Raw genomic sequence first — 15,979 nt, 5'->3', positions numbered from 1 at the left:
CTGGCGCGGGTCGCGGCCCGCGCCGCCTCCGCGGGCAGCGAGCACCACCCGCACCCCGACCCGCGCCAGATGGGCCTGAGCATCGGTGAGGGCCAGGACGGCTCACCGCTGCGCTGGGGCCGCTGGGACGGGCAGGCCGTCACGGTGGACCCCTACGGCGACCAGGACTTGGTGCTGCTCGCCGTCAGCCCCTCGGGCGACCGCCTGCTGACCGTCTCGCACGACCAGGAGCGGCTCGCCGTCCACGAGGTGGGGGACGGCTCCGTCATCACCGAACTGGACGCCGCCGCCAGGTTGCCGCGGCACCCCGGTGCCGCACCCGACAACGACGAAGCCCTCCCGTACTGGGACTGGGCGGGCGGCTTCCTGGACGAGCAGACGGTGATCACCGGCTCGTTGGAGAGCGACGAGGAGTGGGGTGCGGGGCGGCACTGGCTGCTCGACACCGGCGCCGGGTCCGGGGCCGTCCCCGAGCTGGTGGCCTACCCCTTCCCGGTACCGGGCCTGCCCACCGCCATCGGCGACGGCACCTGGTACACCGCCGCGGACGCGGGCCACACGCTGCACGTGTGGGCGCGGGGCTGACCCCGCGCGCCCACCGCGGCCGGGGAGCGCCGGGTCGGGCGGGGGCGGGGGTGGGGCCGGCCGGGGTGGGGCTGGCCGGGGTGACTTGGCCGGGCTGGGGCGGGCTCAGCTGCGCAGCGCGGTGACGGTCAGCGTCGTGTAGCCCATGGTGAAGGCGCCGCCGACCGCGTCGATCGCCTCCCCGATGCCCGCGAGCAGCCGGGCCCGGGCGGCCGGCGGCACCTGGGCCATGGCACCGCTGGTGGGCAGCAGGTCCAGCCACTGGTCCCGGGTGTAGGAGCGCTCCCAGTCGTGGCGCCACTGCTCGGCCGGGCCGAACGCGCCGGCCGCCCGGATTCCGTCCGCCGCCCGGGCGGGCAGGCCCGCGTACGCCCCGGGCCCCGAGGTGGTGGGCCGCCGGGCGAGCAGCGAGTCGGGGGCCACCCGCCGGTACACCGCCGCGAAGGCCTCGGCCACCTCCGCGGGCGGCTGGTCGACGTTCCAGAACACGGCCAGCCGCCCGCCGGGCCGCAGCACCTCGGCGGCCTTCACCGCCCCCGTGACCGGGTCGACCCAGTGCCAGGCCTGGGCGGCCACCAGCACGTCGAAGGTCCGCCCGGCCGACTCCCACCGCTCGAACGGGGCCACCTCCACGGTCAGTCCGTGCCGGCGCGCCCAGTCCGCCATCCGGGCGTCGACCTCGACACCGAGCACGGTGCACCCGGCTTCCCGGAACTGTCGGGCGGCGATCCCGGTGCCGCAGCCGACGTCGAGCACGGCGGCGCCCGGGTGGCCGGCGGTCACGGCGGTGACGAGCGCGGCGGGGTAGCGCGGGCGGGCCCGGTCGTAGCGTTCGGGGTCGGCGCCGAACGACTCGGCCAACTCCCGTGCCTGGTGGGACTCCCGGACCTGCGGAGCGGCGTGCAGGGGGTGCTGCGGAGGGTGCTGCGGAGGTAAGGTGGGCATGTGCCCACTATGAGTGGGCATGCGCCCACTCGTCAACGGGGGTGGGACCGACCAGGAGAGGTGGCGGCGCACCGTGCCGACCGGGGTGGCCCTGCGCGACGTGCGCGAGCAGCTGTTCGAGGCGGCCGAACGGATCCTGCTGCGGGACGGGCCGAGCGGGCTGACCAGCCGCGCGGTCACCGCCGAGGCCGGTTGTGCCAAGGGAGTGCTGCACCGGCACTTCACGGACTTCGACGGCTTCCTCGCCGACCTGGTCCTGGACCGGATCGCCCGCCTGGAGCGCCAGGCCGCCGAACTGCGCGCCGCCGCCGGTACCGGCGGCGTGGTGGCCAACCTGGCCGCGGCACTGACCGAGCTGTTCGGCCCGGTGGCGGTGGCGATCGTCGCCCTGGTCACCTTCCGCGACGAACTGCGCGCCCGGCTGCGCCGGACCAGGCCGACCGGCCTCCCGCTGCTGACCGAGGCCACCGCGATGGTCGCCGACTACCTCGCCGCCGAACGCGCCCTGGGCCGGATCAGTACCGCCGCCGACCCGGCCACCCTCGCCCCCACCCTGATCGGCACCGCCCACCTGCTCTTCGCCGACCGCACCGCCACCCCGCCGGACGCCGCCGCCGTGCACCGCATGGTGGCCGCCACCCTCGAGGGGGTGCTGCCGCGATGACGGACCCTTCGCCGGCGTGGCAGCGCCGGCTCGCCGACCTCCCCCCGGCGCAGCACGCCGAGGCCGATGCCCTGCGCGCCCGCTTCGCGGCCCTGGGCGCGGACGATCCCGAGGGCTGCGCCCGCTCCGAGATCGCCGAGGACCAGCCGCACCTGGCCCGCTACCTGCTGCTCCGCACCCTGTGGCGCACGGTGATCGACAACTGCGGCAGGCCCACCGGGCTGGAGCAGTCGCCGGTCGGGCGCCGACTGCTGGACGCCGGCGCCGACCGGGCGGATCTGGCCCGCTTCGCCCGCGAAGTCGCCTACGAGGCGCTGTTCCTGACCCTCGAGGAACTCGACGGCGGCGGCGGACAGCACGCCGGGCAGGACGCCGGGCCGGCGGTCGGCTGGTCGCTCCAGGAGACCGGTGCGGACGGCGCCCTGACCGGCCGCCGGCTCGCCGCACTCCACGAGGACTTGCTGACCATGGACCCGGGCGAGTCGGCCGCCCGGCCCTGACCGCCCCCACCGCTCGGCGGCCGCCTGCACTTCGCTGACTTGGTCGGGTGACAAGCCGCGCACTGCTGCCCCGCGCCGCCGGTCTCCTGGTGCATCTCCGCTGCTCCTGCGCGCTCGCCGTCGACTCGTGCCCCGCCCTGATGGCCCGCGTGCGGCGGTGCGTCAGGGCACCCCTCAGCGGACGCCCCGGCCCGCGCGGCGGTCGCGGTGGGCCGGCAGGGTGGCCAGCGCCATCGCGGTGGCGGTCAGGGTGAACGCCCAGGGGTAGCCGGTGCCGGCTGCGAGCCAGCCGAAGGTCACGGCGCCCACGCCCATGCCGGCGTCGTAGGCGAAGTTCCAGAGCGCGCTGACGGTGCCGAAGCCGGCGGCGGGGACCCGGGCGTACATCAGGGTCAGGGTGGCGTTCTGGGTGATGCCGAAGCCGATCCCGAACACGCCGACCGCGACCACCAGGGCGATCGGGCTGCCGGTCAGCGCCATCAGCACGGTGCCCGCGGCCGACAGCAGCAGGCCGGGCAGCACCAGCCCCGCCGGGCCGTGCCGGTCCGCGTGCCGGCCGGCGTACCAGCGGGCCAGCGTGGTGGCCGCGGGTTGGACGAAGAGCGCCACGGTGACCAGGCCGGTGGCCGAGGCGGGGACGGCGAGCGGCAGGAAGGTCACCACGATCCCCGCGGCCACGGCGGTGGCCGCGAACACCACGGTGGGCCGCCGCAGTTCGGCCCCGCGCAGCCCCTCGCCGATGCCGACGGCCCGCCCCGCGGTGCGGATCCGGTCGGGCAGGCCGGGCACCGCGGGGATCGCGGCGAGCGGGACCAGCCCGCCCGCGGTGAAGACCACGCCGTAGCCGACGTGAGCGGCCAACCAGGCCCCCAGCGGCAGTGCCACCAGCGAGGGCACCCCGCTGACGAGGCCGACCAGCGCCAGCCCTTCGCCGCGCCGTTCGGCGGGGATCAGCGAGGCCGTCAGCGCGCCGCCCGCGACCATGGTGAACGCGAAGCCCAGCCCACGCAGCAGGCAGACCGCGACGATCCAGCCCAGGGCGCGGGAGCACGGCAACGCCAGCGCCGGCGCACCCAGCAGGGCCAGCCCGACCGCCAGGACGGCGCGGTAGCCGTGGCGGTTGACCAGGGCGGGCGTGGCGAGCTCGCCCAGCACCGTGGCCAGCATCAGCGCACCGGTGGCCAGCCCGGCGCCGGCCCCGCCGGCGTGGGTGGCTGCACCGGCGTGGGTGGCGGCACGGGCGGTGGCGTAGCCGGGGACGACCGACAGCAGCAGGTAGAAGCCGATCGAGGCGCCCAGCATGGAGACGAAGCGGAGCAGCAGCGGCGGGGTGAGCAGCGGCGGGCGCGGGGCGAGCGCCGGGGGCGTGGTGTCGATCGTTTCGGTCACGGCAGGACGCTAAGGGCGCAACCGGACCACCGGTAAGCTCCAGTTCCATGCCTCTGGAATGGTCCGGTTCCTCACCCGAGCTGCTGCTGGTCGTCGACCGGAACAGCGGCCGGCCGCTGCGCGCCCAGCTGGAGCACGGGCTGCGGGAGGCGATCCGCACCGGCCGGCTGGCGGTCGGCGAAAAGGTGCCCTCCTCCCGGGAGTTGGCCCGCACGCTCGGCCTGTCGCGCGGGCTGGTGCAGGAGTGCTACGCCCAACTCCAGGCCGAGGGCTATCTGGTGACCCGACCGGGCTCCGCCACCCGGGTGGCGGCCGGCGCCGCCGCACCGCCCGTGGCCGCCCGGCCGCGCCCGGACACCGGCCGCCTGGTGGCCGACTTCCGCTGGGGCGTACCGGACTTGTCGTCCTTCCCGGTCGAGGACTGGCTGCGGGCCCAACGCGAGGCGGCCCGTGGCATGGCGACCGTGGAGTTCGACTACGGCGATCCGCGCGGCAGTGCCGCCCTGCGCGAGGTGCTGGCCGGCTACCTGCGCCGGGTGCGCGCCGCCGTGGCGGACCCCGAGCACATCGTGGTCTGCAACGGCTACGCCCAGGGCCTCGGCCTGGCCCTGCGGGTGCTGGCCGACGGCGGTCTGGACACCGTGGCCTTCGAGGACCCCGGCTCACCGGCCACCGTCGGCGCGGCCGCCGCCGCAGCGGGCCTGCGCCCGGTGCCGGTCCCGGTGGACGAGCACGGCATCGACGTGGCGGCGCTGGCCGCGACCGGGGCCCGCGCGGTGGTGGTCACCCCCGCGCACCAGTGGCCGACCGGCGTGGCCCTGGCCCCGGAGCGCCGGCTGGCGCTGGTCGAGTGGGCCAGGGACCGCGACGCGATCGTGATCGAGGACGACTACGACGCCGAGTTCAGGTACGACCGCGAACCCGTCGGGGCGCTCCAGGGACTGGCCCCCGACCGGGTCATCGCCCTGGGCACGGTCAGCAAGTCGCTCGCCCCCGCCCTGCGGATCGGCTGGATGGTCTGCCCGCCGGAGCTGGTCGCGCCGCTCACCGCGCTGAAGCACCGGCTGGACCGCGGCACCCCGACCCTGGACCAGGTGGCGTTGGCCCGGTTGATCGAGTCCGGACGCTTCGACCGCCACCTGCGCCGGATGCGCGCCGGCTACGCGGCCCGGCGCGGCACCCTGCTCGCCGCGCTGGCCGAGCACGCCCCCGGCCTGCCGGTGACCGGCCTGGCCGCCGGTTTCCACGCCGTTGCCCAGCTGCCCGCCGGTGTCGACGAGCAGCTGGTGGTGGCCGCGGCCCGGGCGCGCTCGGTCGGCCTCTACGGCATGGCCACCTGCCGCGCGGCGCGGGCCGGTGCACCGGCCCAACTCGTGCTCGGCTTCGGCAACGTGGGCGAACGGGCGATCAGGGCGGGCATCGCGGCGGTGGGTGACCTGCTGCTCGGGCGGGCGTAGGGGCGGTCCGAGAGGACGCCTGGACTAGCCAGACCGGCCCCCGGACCCCCGGGCCGCCGCCACGACGGGCCGCCGTGACCGCGGCCCGCGCGGGTGGTCAGCCCCGGACCGGCTGGGCGGCGTGGAAGTAGTGGCCCTGGTCGAGGTCGTCGAGGAGTCCCGGGCCGGTCGGCCGCCAGCCCAGCAGCTCGCGGGTCAGCGCGCTGGAGGCCGGGGCGTCGGCCCCGACCGGGCCGGCCAGCCAGCCGAAGTGCGCCTGGGCGTCCGCGGGGGCGACGGAGGCCACCGGGAGGTCGAGGTGACGACCGATCAGCTCGGCCACGACCCGGATCGGCACGCCCTCGTCGGCCACCGCGTGCAGCACCGAGCCCGCGGGCGCTTGCTCCAGGGCCAGCCGGCAGAGGTGTGCGGCGTCGCGGCGGTGCACCGCGGGCCAGCGGTTGGCGCCGTCGCCGGGGTACCCGGAGAGCTGCCGCTCCCGGGCCACGCCGATCAGGGCGGGCAGGAAGCCGTGGTCACCCTCGCCGTGCACGGTCGGGGGCAGCCGCAGCACGGCGGAGCGGACGCCCCGCTCGGCGAAGGCGAGCGTCAGCTGCGCGTTGGCCAGCCGCCGTTCGGCACCGTCGATCAGCAGGTGCGCGGCCGCGGCCGGCTCGCCGCCGTCCCGCTCGGTGGCCACCCGCCCCGGGGCCAGGCCGAGCGTGCCGGCGGCCACGACCAGCGGGCGGTCGGTGCCGGCCAGCGCCTCGCCGAACGCCTCGATGGCGCGGCGGTCCGCGTCGGCGGCGCCGTGGAAGTCGCCGGTGAAGGCGATGTCGTGCTTGAAGGCGAGGTGGATCACGCCGTCCGCGGCGGCCGCCGCGCCGCGCAGGGTGTCGAGGTCGTCGAGGGTGCCGCGCAGCACCTCGGCGCCGGCCGCGTCGAGCGCGGCGGCGGAGGCGTCGGAGCGGGCCAGCCCGAGGACCTGGTGGCCGGCGGCCAGGAGTTCGGGGACGACGGCGGAACCGATCCAGCCGGACGCCCCGGTGACGAGTACACGCATGGCAGGAACCTCCCGGTGAGTCGACCGCCCCGGCCGCACGCGGCGGCCCAGGAGGGCGGTCGTGATGTCAGTGACTGTTATCGCCGTTGCCAGCGTACCTCTGATGTCAGGGCCTGTCATCAGCTAGACTCCAGCGCATGGGGCGATGGGAGCCGAACGCGAAGGGCCGACTGGAGCAGGCGGCTCTGGAGCTCTACGTCGAGCGCGGGTTCGAACAGACCACGGTGTCGGAGATCGCCAAGCGGGCCGGCCTGACCGAGCGGACCTTCTTCCGGCACTACGCCGACAAGCGCGAGGTCCTCTTCGGCGGCGCGGGCGCGCTGCAGGACCTGCTGGTGACCTCGGTGGCGGCCGCGCCCGCGGCGCTGGCGCCGATCGACGCCGTGGCCGCGGCCCTCGAAGCCGCTGCTGCGGTGCTGGAGGAGCGCCGCGACAGCGCCCGGCGCCGCCAGGCCGTGATCTCCGCCCACCCGGAACTCCAGGAGCGCGAGCTGATCAAGCTCGCCACCCTCGCCGCGGCACTCGCCGACACCCTGCGGCAGCGCGGGGTGTCGGAGGTGGCCGCGAAGCTGGCCGCGGAAGCCGGCATCGCGGTGTTCAAGGTCGCGTTCGAGGGCTGGATCGAGTCGATGGGTGAGAACGGCGACGGGGTCGGGGGAGCCGTCGGGGAGCGGAAGCTGGCGGAGCTGGTCCGCGAGTCGGTCGACGAACTCAAGGCCGTGACCGCCGGCAGCTGAGCGGTGGCAGCCGAGTGGCGGCAGCTGACCACCACTCAGTCGACCGCCGCCGGCCGACTGGCGGTGGCCCGATCGCGCTCGGCGAAAACGGCCTGGCAGGTCGCGATCCCGGGCGCTATGCTCCCCGTGATGACTACGTACTCCCTGATGAGATTGGGGGTCCCGTCCGCGCAAGGTGAGTGCTGATGCTCACTCACGTCGCGAACCGGGATTCCTCCGCCTCCGCCGAACCGGCTCCCACCGAAGCGGTTCCCACCGAAGCCACTGCTTCCAGCACCGCTTTCTTCTGGGCCGCCTCCTTCTGGCCGCGCGTGCGGGAGTTCGCCGTGCCGGCCGCCATGATCGAGACCGCCACCGCCCGCCGCCACGCCGGCGACTGGGCGGGCGCGTGCGCTGCCGCGGCCGTCGACGTCGACCTGGACCTGCGCGCGGTGCGCCGCACCCACGGTCGGGAGCTCGCCGCTCGGGTCCGCGCCGACCTGCGGCTACTGGCACCCGACCTGCTGCGCTGGCACCTGCCGCGGATCGCCCCCGACGGGTTGCTGCGGCCGGGCCTGACCATCGCGCTCGCCCGCTACGCCGGGACCGGGCACGGCCGGGCCAGTCCGCTGCACCTCGTCGTCCGGACCCCGCCGGCCTGGGCCGATGCCGGCCAGCGGATCAGCCTCGCGCTCTGGGACGGCACGCCCGCCGCGGCCTGGCCGCATCCGCACCCGCATCCCAACCGCCTCTTCCGCCTCGACCTGCACCGCCACCTGTGGGACGCCGGGCGGAGCGACGAGTTGCGCGGGCGCTGTGGCGCCGATCGTCCACCGGCCGTGCCGGCCCACCATCTCGGCCACGGCTGGGCGGTGGACCGCTGGGCGGCCGAGGCGCGGGTGCTGCTCGCGGCCGAGGGGCGGCAGCACGGCAGCGTCCTGGTGCGGCTGGGCGCCCGGCGGCGGCTGATCCTCGACCTGGCCGCGGCCGGACCCGGCGCGGTGGCTGCCGGCTCGCCGCCGACGGCGACCCTGCGCGACGCCCCGCCGCGCACGGGCGACCCCGGCGGTGCGCTGCCGGTGCTGCCGGACGCGGCAGCCCGGGAGCTGCCCGACCTGGCGCTGCTCCGGTCCGGCCTGGTCGACCCCGATCGGCTGCACCCGCTGGTCGCCGCCGCCCTGCTGCCCGATCGGCCGCCCACCGCTCCGGGCGCCTCCTTGGCCACGTCCCTGGCCGCCTTCCCGGACCGGGGCGGGCGGCCCTGGCTGGTCGAGTGCCGCGGCGAGCAGCACCGGATCGGGCTGGTCGACGGGGTGTTGGCCCCGCTGGACCACGATCCGGCGGAGCTGCGCCGCGAGGAGCTGCTGGTCGCGCTGACCGGCACCCCGCTGCCCTGCCTGCAGGTCGTCGACCGGGCGCACCGCCACCCGGCCGGTCTGGACGGCATTCGCGAACGGCTGAACCACGGTGACACCGCCGGCGCGCTGGCCGCCGTCGAGGACCTGTTGGGTCCCGACGCGCTGCTGCGCGGCGGCGTGCTGCGGGACGAGATCGAGGCGGCCGTGCAGCGGCGGCTCAGCCACGAGCGGTACCGGGAAGGCCTCGGCGGACCCGCGCCCGCACCCGCCACCGACCGCCGCAGCCGGCGCGTTCCCCGTCGCTCCCTGAACCACCGCGGACACCCGCGCAACGCGGGCGGCCGCTGAAGCCGGCACCGCCCGGCCGGCCACAGCGGCCCACCACCCACCTGTCCGCCCCGACCCCACGAGGTGATCACCCATGCCCACCCACACCGCCACCCCCACCCGCCGACTCGACGTCGCCGGCGACCTGCTAGCGCTGCTCCGCGAGACCACCACCGAGCCGCGCGCGGACGACCAACTGGCCGCCCTGACCCTGGCGGTCGCCGCCGACCTGCCGGTACTGCTCTGGGGCGAGCCGGGGATCGGCAAGACCGCCGGCCTGACCCAGCTCGCCGAGGCCCTGGACCTGCCGCTGACCACGGTGATCGCCAGCGTGCACGAGCCCTCCGACTTCGCCGGGCTGCCCGTGGTCGGCGACGATCCCGCGGTGCAGGGCGTGCCGATGGCACCGCCGGACTGGGCGGTCCGCCTGGTCCGGGCCGGCCGCGGGCTGCTCTTCCTGGACGAGCTGTCCACCGCCCCGCCGGCCGTGCAGGCGGCGCTGCTCCGGGTGGTGCTGGAACGGCGCATCGGCGCTCTGCAACTGCCCCCCGGGGTACGGATCGTGGCCGCGGCCAACCCGCGCTCCTCGGCGGCCGACGGCTGGGAGCTGAGCCCGCCGCTGGCCAACCGCTTCGTCCACCTGCAGTGGGTGCACGACCACGAGGTGGTGGTCCGCGGGCTCGGCGGGACCTGGCCGCGGGCGACCCTGCCGCAGCTCGATCCCACCGGGCTGCCGGCAGCGGTCGCGTACGCCCGCCGGGCGGTCTGCGGGCTGCTCGCCGTCCGTCCCGCCCTGGTGCACCAGTTGCCGAAGAACGAGGCCCGCCGCGGCGGTGCGTGGCCGTCGCCGCGCAGCTGGGAGATGGCGCTGCGCCTGATCGCCTTCGCCACCGCGGCCGGTGCCTCGCGGGACGTCCTCTCGCTGCTGGTCCGCGGCACCGTGGGGGAGGGGCCGGGCCTGGAACTGCTCGCCGGCCTCGACCGGTTGGACCTCCCGGACCCCGAACTGCTGCTCGCCGACCCGGCCGGCGCCGAGCTGCCCGAGCGGGGGGACCTGCGCCAGGCCGTGCTGGACGGCGTGGTGGCGGCGGTCCGCAACCGCCCCGCGCGGGACCGGTGGGACGCGGCCTGGGCGCTGCTGGTCCGGGCGTTGGAGACCGGCGCCCCGGACCTGGTGGTGGTCCCGGCCACCGAACTCGCCGCGCTGCGCCGGGAGGAGTGGGAGGTGCCGGCCGCGATCGACCGGCTCTCCGGCGCCGTCTCGATCTCCCGCCGCGCGGACCGGGTGGCGGCCCGGATCACGCTCGCGGCCCGGGGTGGGCGATGAGCACGCCCGCCGCCCCGCGCACCCCGCAGCGGCCCGCGGCGCCGGTCGCCCCGCACCGGCCTGCGGCGCCGGTCGCCCCGCTCGTGCTGGACCGCGAGAAGCTCTACGCCGCCCGGCTGCACGCCGCCCGGGTCCGGCCCTACCTGGCGACGGCGCTGTTCGCCCTGCAGGTCGTGGAGTCACGCCAGGTCCCGACGATGGCCGTCGACCCGCACTGGCGCTGCTACGTCTCCCCGGCGTTCGTGGGCCGGACGCCGGAGGCGGAGCTGGCCGCGGTCTGGGTGCACGAGGTGTCGCACCTGCTGCGCGACCACCACGGGCGCGGTGACCGGGTCGCCGAGGAGCGCGGTCTGACCGGCCGCGGGGAGCGGCTGCGGATGAACATCGCCGCGGACTGCGAGATCAACGACGACGCGTTCGGCGACGGCCTGGTGACACCGAAGGGGGCGGTCCGGCCGGCGGACCTGGACCTCGCGCCGGGCGAGCTGATGGAGGACTACCTGCGGCAGTTCACCCTGGGACCGTGGACCGAGCACCTCGCCTGGCTCGACTGCGGCAGCGGCGCGGACGGCCTGGCCCGGCCCTGGGACCTTGGCCCGGACGGCGCGCACGGGCTCACCGCGCAGGAGCGGGACGCGGTCCGGTTCCGGGTGGCGCAGGGCATCGTCGGCCACCCCGGCAGCGCCCCGCGGGGCTGGCAGCGGTGGGCCGAGGAGGCCTTCCACCCGCCGCAGCCGTGGCGGGAACTGCTGGGCGCGGCGGTCCGCTCGGCGGCGGCCGGCTCGGGGGCGGGGCAGGACTACAGCTACGGCCGGCCGGCGCGGCGCTCGGCCGGGCTGCCCGGCGTGGTGCTGCCCGCGCTGCGGCGGCGCCCGCCGCGGGTCAACGTGATCATCGACACCTCCGCCTCGGTGAGCGACGCCGAGTTGGGCAGTGCGCTGCTCGAAGTGGCGGCGATCTGCCAGGCGGTGGGCGGGCGCCGGGACCAGGTGGGGGTGCTGCCCTGCGACGCGGCGGCCCACGCCGTGCAGTCGCTCTGCCGGGCCGAGGGCATCCCGCTGGTCGGCGGTGGCGGCACGGACCTGCGCGCGGGGTTCGCCAGGGCGCTGCGGTCCCGGCCGCGGCCGGACGTCATCGTGGTGCTGACGGACGGCCAGACCCCGTGGCCGGACGCCCGCCCGTCGTGCCGGACGGTGGTCGGGCTGTTCTCCCGCAGCCCCAACTGGCGGCGGCTGGAGAACAATCCGGAGTACCGGCCACGGCTGCCGCCGCCCTGGGCCCGGGTGGTGGAGATCGGCTAGCGGGCGGCCGGACTCCGATCGACGGTCCCCCGTGCGCAGGACCAGGCGCTAAAGGCCGCCTCCGGGAGGGTGGCCAGGGGGGCTGGCGGCGTGCGCGGCGGGCACGGTGCAGGCGCGCAGCCAGGCGTGGACCAGGGTGGTGGCGGCGCGGTGCAGCGCGCTGCGGCCGGTCATCGGGCGGCGGCGTGGTCGGTGGCGGCCGTGGCGAGGCCGCGGATCAGGGGGTGGACCCGGGTGCCGTCGCCGTCCAGTTCGGGTTGGAAGAGGGTGGCCAGGAAGAAGGGGTGGTCGGGCAGTTCGGCGATCCGGGCCTCCCCGGCCTCGTCGGTGCCGGTGACGAGCAGGCCGTGCGCGCGCAGCACGGCCAGGCGCTCCGGGTTGAGGCCGAAGCTGCAGTGGTAGCGGGCCTGCATCCGCTCGGTGCCGATCAGTTGGGCGGCCCGGGAGCCGGGGGCGATCCGGACGGCGCCCTCGTGGCCGACCAGGGAGCAGCTGAGCGGGACGATCAGGGCGTCCTCGTCGCCGGTGGCCGGGTCGTTCTCGGTGTGGCCGGCCCGGTCGAGGCCGCAGACATTGCGGGCGAACTCCAGCAGCGCGTGCTGGAAGCCGCCGCAGGTGCCCAGGAAGGGGATGCCGTGCTCGCGGGCGGTGTGGATCGCGGCCACCGCCCCGGCCTCGCTGCGGTAGGGGCTGCCGGGCAGCACCCAGACCGCGTCGAAGCCCTCGAGGCCCCGGCCGGCCTCCTCGGTGGGGATCCAGTACGCGTCCAGGTCGAGTCCGTCGCGCAGGCGCAGGGCTTCCAACAGGCCGGGGATGCGGTTGTGCGAGCGGACGGCGTCGGAACGGTCGCCCACCAACGCGATGCGTGCGGTGAAGTTCATGGGTGCCATCCTGCTGACCAGCGTGCATCAGGTCTAACGATGATCTCTGCATCCTGGATAAGCAATACTGATGCCCATGGATCCGCATCTGCTCCGCACCTTCGTCGCGGTCCTCGACCACCGGTCCTTCTCCGCGGCCGCCGCGGCGCTCGGCTACACCCAGTCCGCCGTCTCCCAGCACATCGCCGCACTGGAGGCCGACCTGGGCACCCGGCTGGTCGAGCGCCGGCCGGTGGCCGCCACGCCGGCCGGCGCGCGCCTGCTGGAGCACGCCCCCGGCCTGCTGCTGCGATTGGACGCCGTCCGCGCCGACATTGCGCGCCTGCAGCAGACCGAGCCCACCCGGCTGACCCTGGCCTGCTCACCCGCCGCACTGGGCCCCGAGGCGGCCCGGGCCCTGGCGCGGCTGCGCGGCACCACCCACCCGCTGGACCTCGAGGTGCGGGTGCTCGGCCGCTCGGCGGTGATCGAGCAGGTGCTCGCCGGGCACGCCGACCTCGGCCTGGTCGACGGCGCCGCGGCCCCCAGCGACCCGCTGCCGCTGTCGGACCTGGGCCCCGCCGGCACGCTCGCCGTGGCGGAGCAGACCCTGGCCGTGCTGTTCCCGCAGGACCACCCGCTGGCCGGGCGCCGCGGGGTGCGGCTGACCGACCTGACGCAGGCCCAGTGGATCGACGCCCCCGACACCGCGATCCCGCTCGAGCGGTTGCGCGCGGTCTGCCGCACCGACGGCTTCCGTCCCCGGCTCCGCCACCGCGGCACCGACCTGCACGGCCTGGCCGCGCTGGCCGCCGCCGGGCACGGCCTCGCCGCGCTCCCGCTGCCGCTGGCCGCCGCGCTTCCCGGCCTCACCGCCGTCCCGGTCACCGAGCCGCGCCTGGTGCACCGCACCGAGCTGCTCCACCCGGCGGGTCCGACCGAGGCCGCGCAGCGGCTGGTCGAGCTGCTGACCGAACGTCAGGGCGGCTAGGCCCTGGCCGAACCGGCTGCCGCGCCACCCGTCGCCCACGTATCCGTTGCTGAGGAGCAGGTCCTGAACACGTCCGTCGCCGAAGCGCTCCCCGTCGCGCTGCTCCTACTGGTGCTGGTCTGCGCGGTGGTGCGGCCGTGGGGCTGGCCGGAGGCCGTGGTGGCCGTGCCCGCGGCCGGGGTGCTGGTCGGCACCGGGGCGATCTCCCCGGGCCACGCGCTGGCGGAGGCGCAGGGGCTGGGACCGGTGGTCGGGTTCCTCGCCGCGGTGCTGGTGCTGGCCCAGCTCTGCGACGACGAGGCCTCTTCGCCGCCTGCGGGGCCTTCATGGCGCGCAGCGCGGTGGGACGCCCGCGCCGGCTGCTGGTGCAGGTGTTCGTGCTCGCCTCGGTGATCACCGCGGTGCTCAGCCTGGACGCCACGGTGGTGCTGCTCACCCCGGTGGTCTTCGCCACCGCCGCCCGCCTCGGCTCCCGTCCCTAACCGTTCGTCTACGCCTGTACCCACCTGTCGAACACCGCCTCGCTGCTGCTGCCGGTCTCCAACCTGACCACCCTGCTGGCCTTCGCGGCCAGCGGGCTGAGCTTCACCCGGTTCGCCGCGCTGATGGCGCTGCCCTGGCTGGTGGCGATCGGGGTCGAATACCTGGTGCTGCGGCGGTTCTTCGCCACCGACCTGGACGCCGGTGCTGCTGATCCTGGCCCGCGACGGCGACCGCGCCCACCACCCCGGCCCGCACAGCCTCGGCCCCGCCGGGCGCTTCGTGGTCGACCACGCGCCGTGCCCGGTCCTGCTGGTCTGGCCCGCGCCGGCCCGGTCGCCCGAGGCACCGCGCTCGCCCGAGCCGGCCCCGCCCGACCGGCCGCGCTGATCCGGCGGTCAGCCGCCCGCGAGGGCCCGGTCCACCAGCGGCCCGGCGGCGCCGGTGTAGGCGGTGGGGTCGCAGAGCGACTCCAGCTCGGCCGGGGTGAGCAGGCCGTCCAGCGCCGGGTCGGCGGCGAGCACCTTGGCCAGCGGCTCGCCGGCGCGCTGCGCCCGCTCGGAGGCGTCGGAGAGCAGCTGCTTGGCGGCGGCCTTGCCGAGCCGCGGCGCGAGGACCGCCGCCAGGCGCTCCGAGACCACCTGGCTGCCGGTCAGCGCGAGGTTGTCGAGCATCCGTTGCGGGCGCACCTCCAGCCCCTCGGCCAGCTCGACCACCGTGTGGGCGGCGCCGCCGGCCAGCCGCAGGCACTCGCGCAGCAACTGCCACTCGGCGTGCCAGGCGCCGCCGGAGCGCTCGTCCTCGGCGACCAGGCACTGGGTCAGCGCGGCGGCGATCGGCGGGACCTGGATGGCCGCGGACCGGATCAGGGTGGCCAGCACCGGGTTGCGCTTGTGCGGCATCGCCGAGGAGCTGCCCCGGCCGGCCGCACCCGGCTCGGCCACTTCGCCGACCTCGGTGCGGGTGAGGTTCTGCACGTCGAGCGCGATCTTGCCGAGCGCGCCGGTGGTCAGCGCGAGGGCCGCGGCGAGGTCGGCGAGCGGGGTGCGCAGCACGTGCCAGGGCAGGGCGGGGCGGGCCAGGCCGGTTTCCGCGGCGTAGGCGTCGAGCAGGTCGTTCAGGTAGCGGGCCGGGTCGAGCCGCTCGGCGCCGTCGATCCGGGCGTACTCCAGGTAGCCGGCCAGCGTGCCCGCGGCGCCGCCGAGCGCGATCGGCAGGCCCTGCTCGTGCACCCGGGCCAGCCGCTGCTCGGCGTCCAGCAGCAACTGCCGCCAGCCGGCCGCCTTCAGCCCGAAGGTGGTCGGCACCGCCTGCAGGGCCAGGGTGCGGCCGGCCATCACGGTGTCGCGGTGCCGGGCGGCGAGGTCGCCCAGCGCGGCCGCCGCCCGGGTCAGGTCGGCCCGGATCAGCGCGAGCGCCCGGCCGGCGACCAGCATCGCCCCGGTGTCGAAGATGTCCTGGCTGGTCGAGCCCCGGTGCACGTACTCCGCGGCGGCCGGGTCGGTGGCCGCGACCGCCCGGGTGAGCGCCGCCACCAGGCCGACCACCGGATTGGCGGTCTCCCGGGCGGCCAGCGCAAGTTCGCGCAGCGGGAAGTCCTCGGCCCGGGCCGCCGCGGTGATCGCCGCGGCCGCGCTCGGCGGCAGCGTGCCCAGGGCGGCCTGGGCCCGGGCCAGCGCCGCCTCGGCGTCGAGCATGGCCTGCAACCACGCCCGGTCGCAGACGGCCCGCTCCACCGGGGTCCCGGCGCGCACCGGGGAGAGCAGGCCGGCGTCCTGCTGGTCCCACTCGGCGCGGTGCTGGTCGGTCGGCTCCTGCTGGCTGGTCGTCACCTGCGGCTCCTCGTCGTGGCGGTGCGTGCGTCGCCTCCCATGGTGTCGCGTCCGCCGGTCGCCCGGGGGCGGTTCGCGCCGCTGGCCGAGCCGCGGTCCGCCGGGCCTCGAGCGGGCGCGGCTGCTCGGCGGCCGGGCGGCCGCCGACCCGGGGAGCGGTTCGCTGACCGGGGGAGCCGTTCGCAGGACCGCCATCGAGCCGTAA

Annotated in this window: 15 protein-coding genes and 2 pseudogenes; 11 read left to right on the top strand and 6 right to left on the bottom strand. The window is 76.9% G+C overall.

Translation table 11 applies throughout. The annotated features are described in order from the left end of the window. Positions 1–585, top strand: a pseudogene (locus ACQRUO_RS00510) (hypothetical protein); the annotation flags it as partial. Between the two features lie 105 nt (positions 586–690). On the opposite strand, the gene ACQRUO_RS00505 reads toward ACQRUO_RS00510, so the two are convergent. Continuing rightward, positions 691–1,530, bottom strand: a complete 840-nt coding sequence (locus tag ACQRUO_RS00505) for a class I SAM-dependent methyltransferase (RefSeq protein ID WP_428313608.1) — start codon at positions 1,528–1,530, stop codon at positions 691–693. 73 nt (positions 1,531–1,603) lie between these two features. Here ACQRUO_RS00505 and ACQRUO_RS00500 point away from each other — a divergent pair, with 73 nt between their 5' ends. Both ACQRUO_RS00500 and ACQRUO_RS00495 read left to right on the top strand, forming a co-directional pair. After that, complete coding sequence (locus ACQRUO_RS00500) at positions 1,604–2,194, top strand: TetR/AcrR family transcriptional regulator (protein ID WP_428313644.1); 591 nt, start codon at positions 1,604–1,606, stop codon at positions 2,192–2,194. Further along, positions 2,191–2,694: a hypothetical protein gene (locus tag ACQRUO_RS00495; protein ID WP_428313607.1), complete on the top strand. Its 504-nt coding sequence runs from the start codon at positions 2,191–2,193 to the stop codon at positions 2,692–2,694. The genes ACQRUO_RS00500 and ACQRUO_RS00495 overlap by 4 nt, the downstream gene beginning before the upstream one ends. A gap of 174 nt (positions 2,695–2,868) precedes the next feature. Here the strand turns inward: ACQRUO_RS00495 and ACQRUO_RS00490 are convergent, their stop codons facing one another. Continuing rightward, on the bottom strand, positions 2,869–4,083 hold the full coding sequence (locus tag ACQRUO_RS00490; RefSeq protein WP_428313606.1) for an MFS transporter: 1,215 nt from the start codon (positions 4,081–4,083) through the stop codon (positions 2,869–2,871). A 47-nt stretch (positions 4,084–4,130) separates the two neighbouring features. On the opposite strand from ACQRUO_RS00490, the gene ACQRUO_RS00485 reads away from it, so the two are divergent. Then, on the top strand, positions 4,131–5,540 hold the full coding sequence (locus tag ACQRUO_RS00485; RefSeq protein ID WP_428313605.1) for a PLP-dependent aminotransferase family protein: 1,410 nt from the start codon (positions 4,131–4,133) through the stop codon (positions 5,538–5,540). Positions 5,541–5,637: 97 nt separating this feature from the next. Here ACQRUO_RS00485 and ACQRUO_RS00480 read toward each other — a convergent pair whose 3' ends face one another. Beyond that, on the bottom strand, positions 5,638–6,582 hold the full coding sequence (locus tag ACQRUO_RS00480; protein WP_428313604.1) for an SDR family oxidoreductase: 945 nt from the start codon (positions 6,580–6,582) through the stop codon (positions 5,638–5,640). A gap of 137 nt (positions 6,583–6,719) precedes the next feature. Here ACQRUO_RS00480 and ACQRUO_RS00475 point away from each other — a divergent pair, with 137 nt between their 5' ends. The 4 genes from ACQRUO_RS00475 to ACQRUO_RS00460 all read left to right on the top strand — a co-directional run bounded on the left by ACQRUO_RS00475 (position 6,720) and on the right by ACQRUO_RS00460 (position 11,611). Beyond that, entirely contained in the window at positions 6,720–7,319 is a 600-nt protein-coding gene (locus ACQRUO_RS00475) for a TetR family transcriptional regulator (protein ID WP_428313603.1), read from the top strand. Positions 7,320–7,504: 185 nt separating this feature from the next. Beyond that, a complete protein-coding gene (locus tag ACQRUO_RS00470; RefSeq protein WP_428313602.1) occupies positions 7,505–9,004 on the top strand; it encodes a hypothetical protein in 1,500 nt (499 codons plus the stop codon). A gap of 73 nt (positions 9,005–9,077) precedes the next feature. Next, positions 9,078–10,310 carry an AAA family ATPase gene (locus tag ACQRUO_RS00465; protein ID WP_428313601.1) on the top strand — a complete coding sequence of 411 codons (1,233 nt, stop codon included), beginning with the start codon at positions 9,078–9,080 and terminating at the stop codon, positions 10,308–10,310. Then, positions 10,307–11,611 (top strand): vWA domain-containing protein, encoded by a 1,305-nt coding sequence (locus ACQRUO_RS00460; RefSeq protein ID WP_428313600.1) that lies wholly within the window; start codon positions 10,307–10,309, stop codon positions 11,609–11,611. Before ACQRUO_RS00465 ends, ACQRUO_RS00460 begins: the two co-directional genes overlap by 4 nt. A gap of 48 nt (positions 11,612–11,659) precedes the next feature. Here ACQRUO_RS00460 and ACQRUO_RS00455 read toward each other — a convergent pair whose 3' ends face one another. Beyond that, positions 11,660–11,785 carry a hypothetical protein gene (locus ACQRUO_RS00455; protein WP_428313599.1) on the bottom strand — a complete coding sequence of 42 codons (126 nt, stop codon included), beginning with the start codon at positions 11,783–11,785 and terminating at the stop codon, positions 11,660–11,662. After that, positions 11,782–12,492, bottom strand: a complete 711-nt coding sequence (locus ACQRUO_RS00450; protein ID WP_428313598.1) for a CTP synthase C-terminal region-related (seleno)protein — start codon at positions 12,490–12,492, stop codon at positions 11,782–11,784. The genes ACQRUO_RS00455 and ACQRUO_RS00450 overlap by 4 nt, the downstream gene beginning before the upstream one ends. 76 nt (positions 12,493–12,568) lie before the next feature. On the opposite strand from ACQRUO_RS00450, the gene ACQRUO_RS00445 reads away from it, so the two are divergent. The 3 genes and pseudogenes from ACQRUO_RS00445 (at position 12,569) to ACQRUO_RS00435 (ending at position 14,332) form a co-directional block, all read left to right on the top strand. Continuing rightward, positions 12,569–13,462 carry a LysR family transcriptional regulator gene (locus ACQRUO_RS00445; protein ID WP_428313597.1) on the top strand — a complete coding sequence of 298 codons (894 nt, stop codon included), beginning with the start codon at positions 12,569–12,571 and terminating at the stop codon, positions 13,460–13,462. Between the two features lie 63 nt (positions 13,463–13,525). Further along, a pseudogene (locus ACQRUO_RS00440) lies at positions 13,526–14,164 on the top strand (SLC13 family permease); the annotation flags it as partial. Then, positions 14,147–14,332, top strand: coding sequence for a hypothetical protein (locus ACQRUO_RS00435; RefSeq protein ID WP_428313596.1), 186 nt, complete (start codon positions 14,147–14,149; stop codon positions 14,330–14,332). The pseudogene ACQRUO_RS00440 and the gene ACQRUO_RS00435, both read left to right, overlap by 18 nt. An 8-nt stretch (positions 14,333–14,340) precedes the next feature. Here the strand turns inward: ACQRUO_RS00435 and pcaB are convergent, their stop codons facing one another. After that, on the bottom strand, positions 14,341–15,774 hold the full coding sequence (pcaB, locus tag ACQRUO_RS00430; RefSeq protein ID WP_428313595.1) for a 3-carboxy-cis,cis-muconate cycloisomerase: 1,434 nt from the start codon (positions 15,772–15,774) through the stop codon (positions 14,341–14,343). Positions 15,775–15,979 lie beyond the last annotated feature (205 nt).

This window comes from Kitasatospora sp. LaBMicrA B282 (assembly GCF_050325825.1).
Lineage (GTDB): Bacteria > Actinomycetota > Actinomycetes > Streptomycetales > Streptomycetaceae > Kitasatospora.
This window is presented reverse-complemented; position numbering and strand designations above follow the sequence as displayed.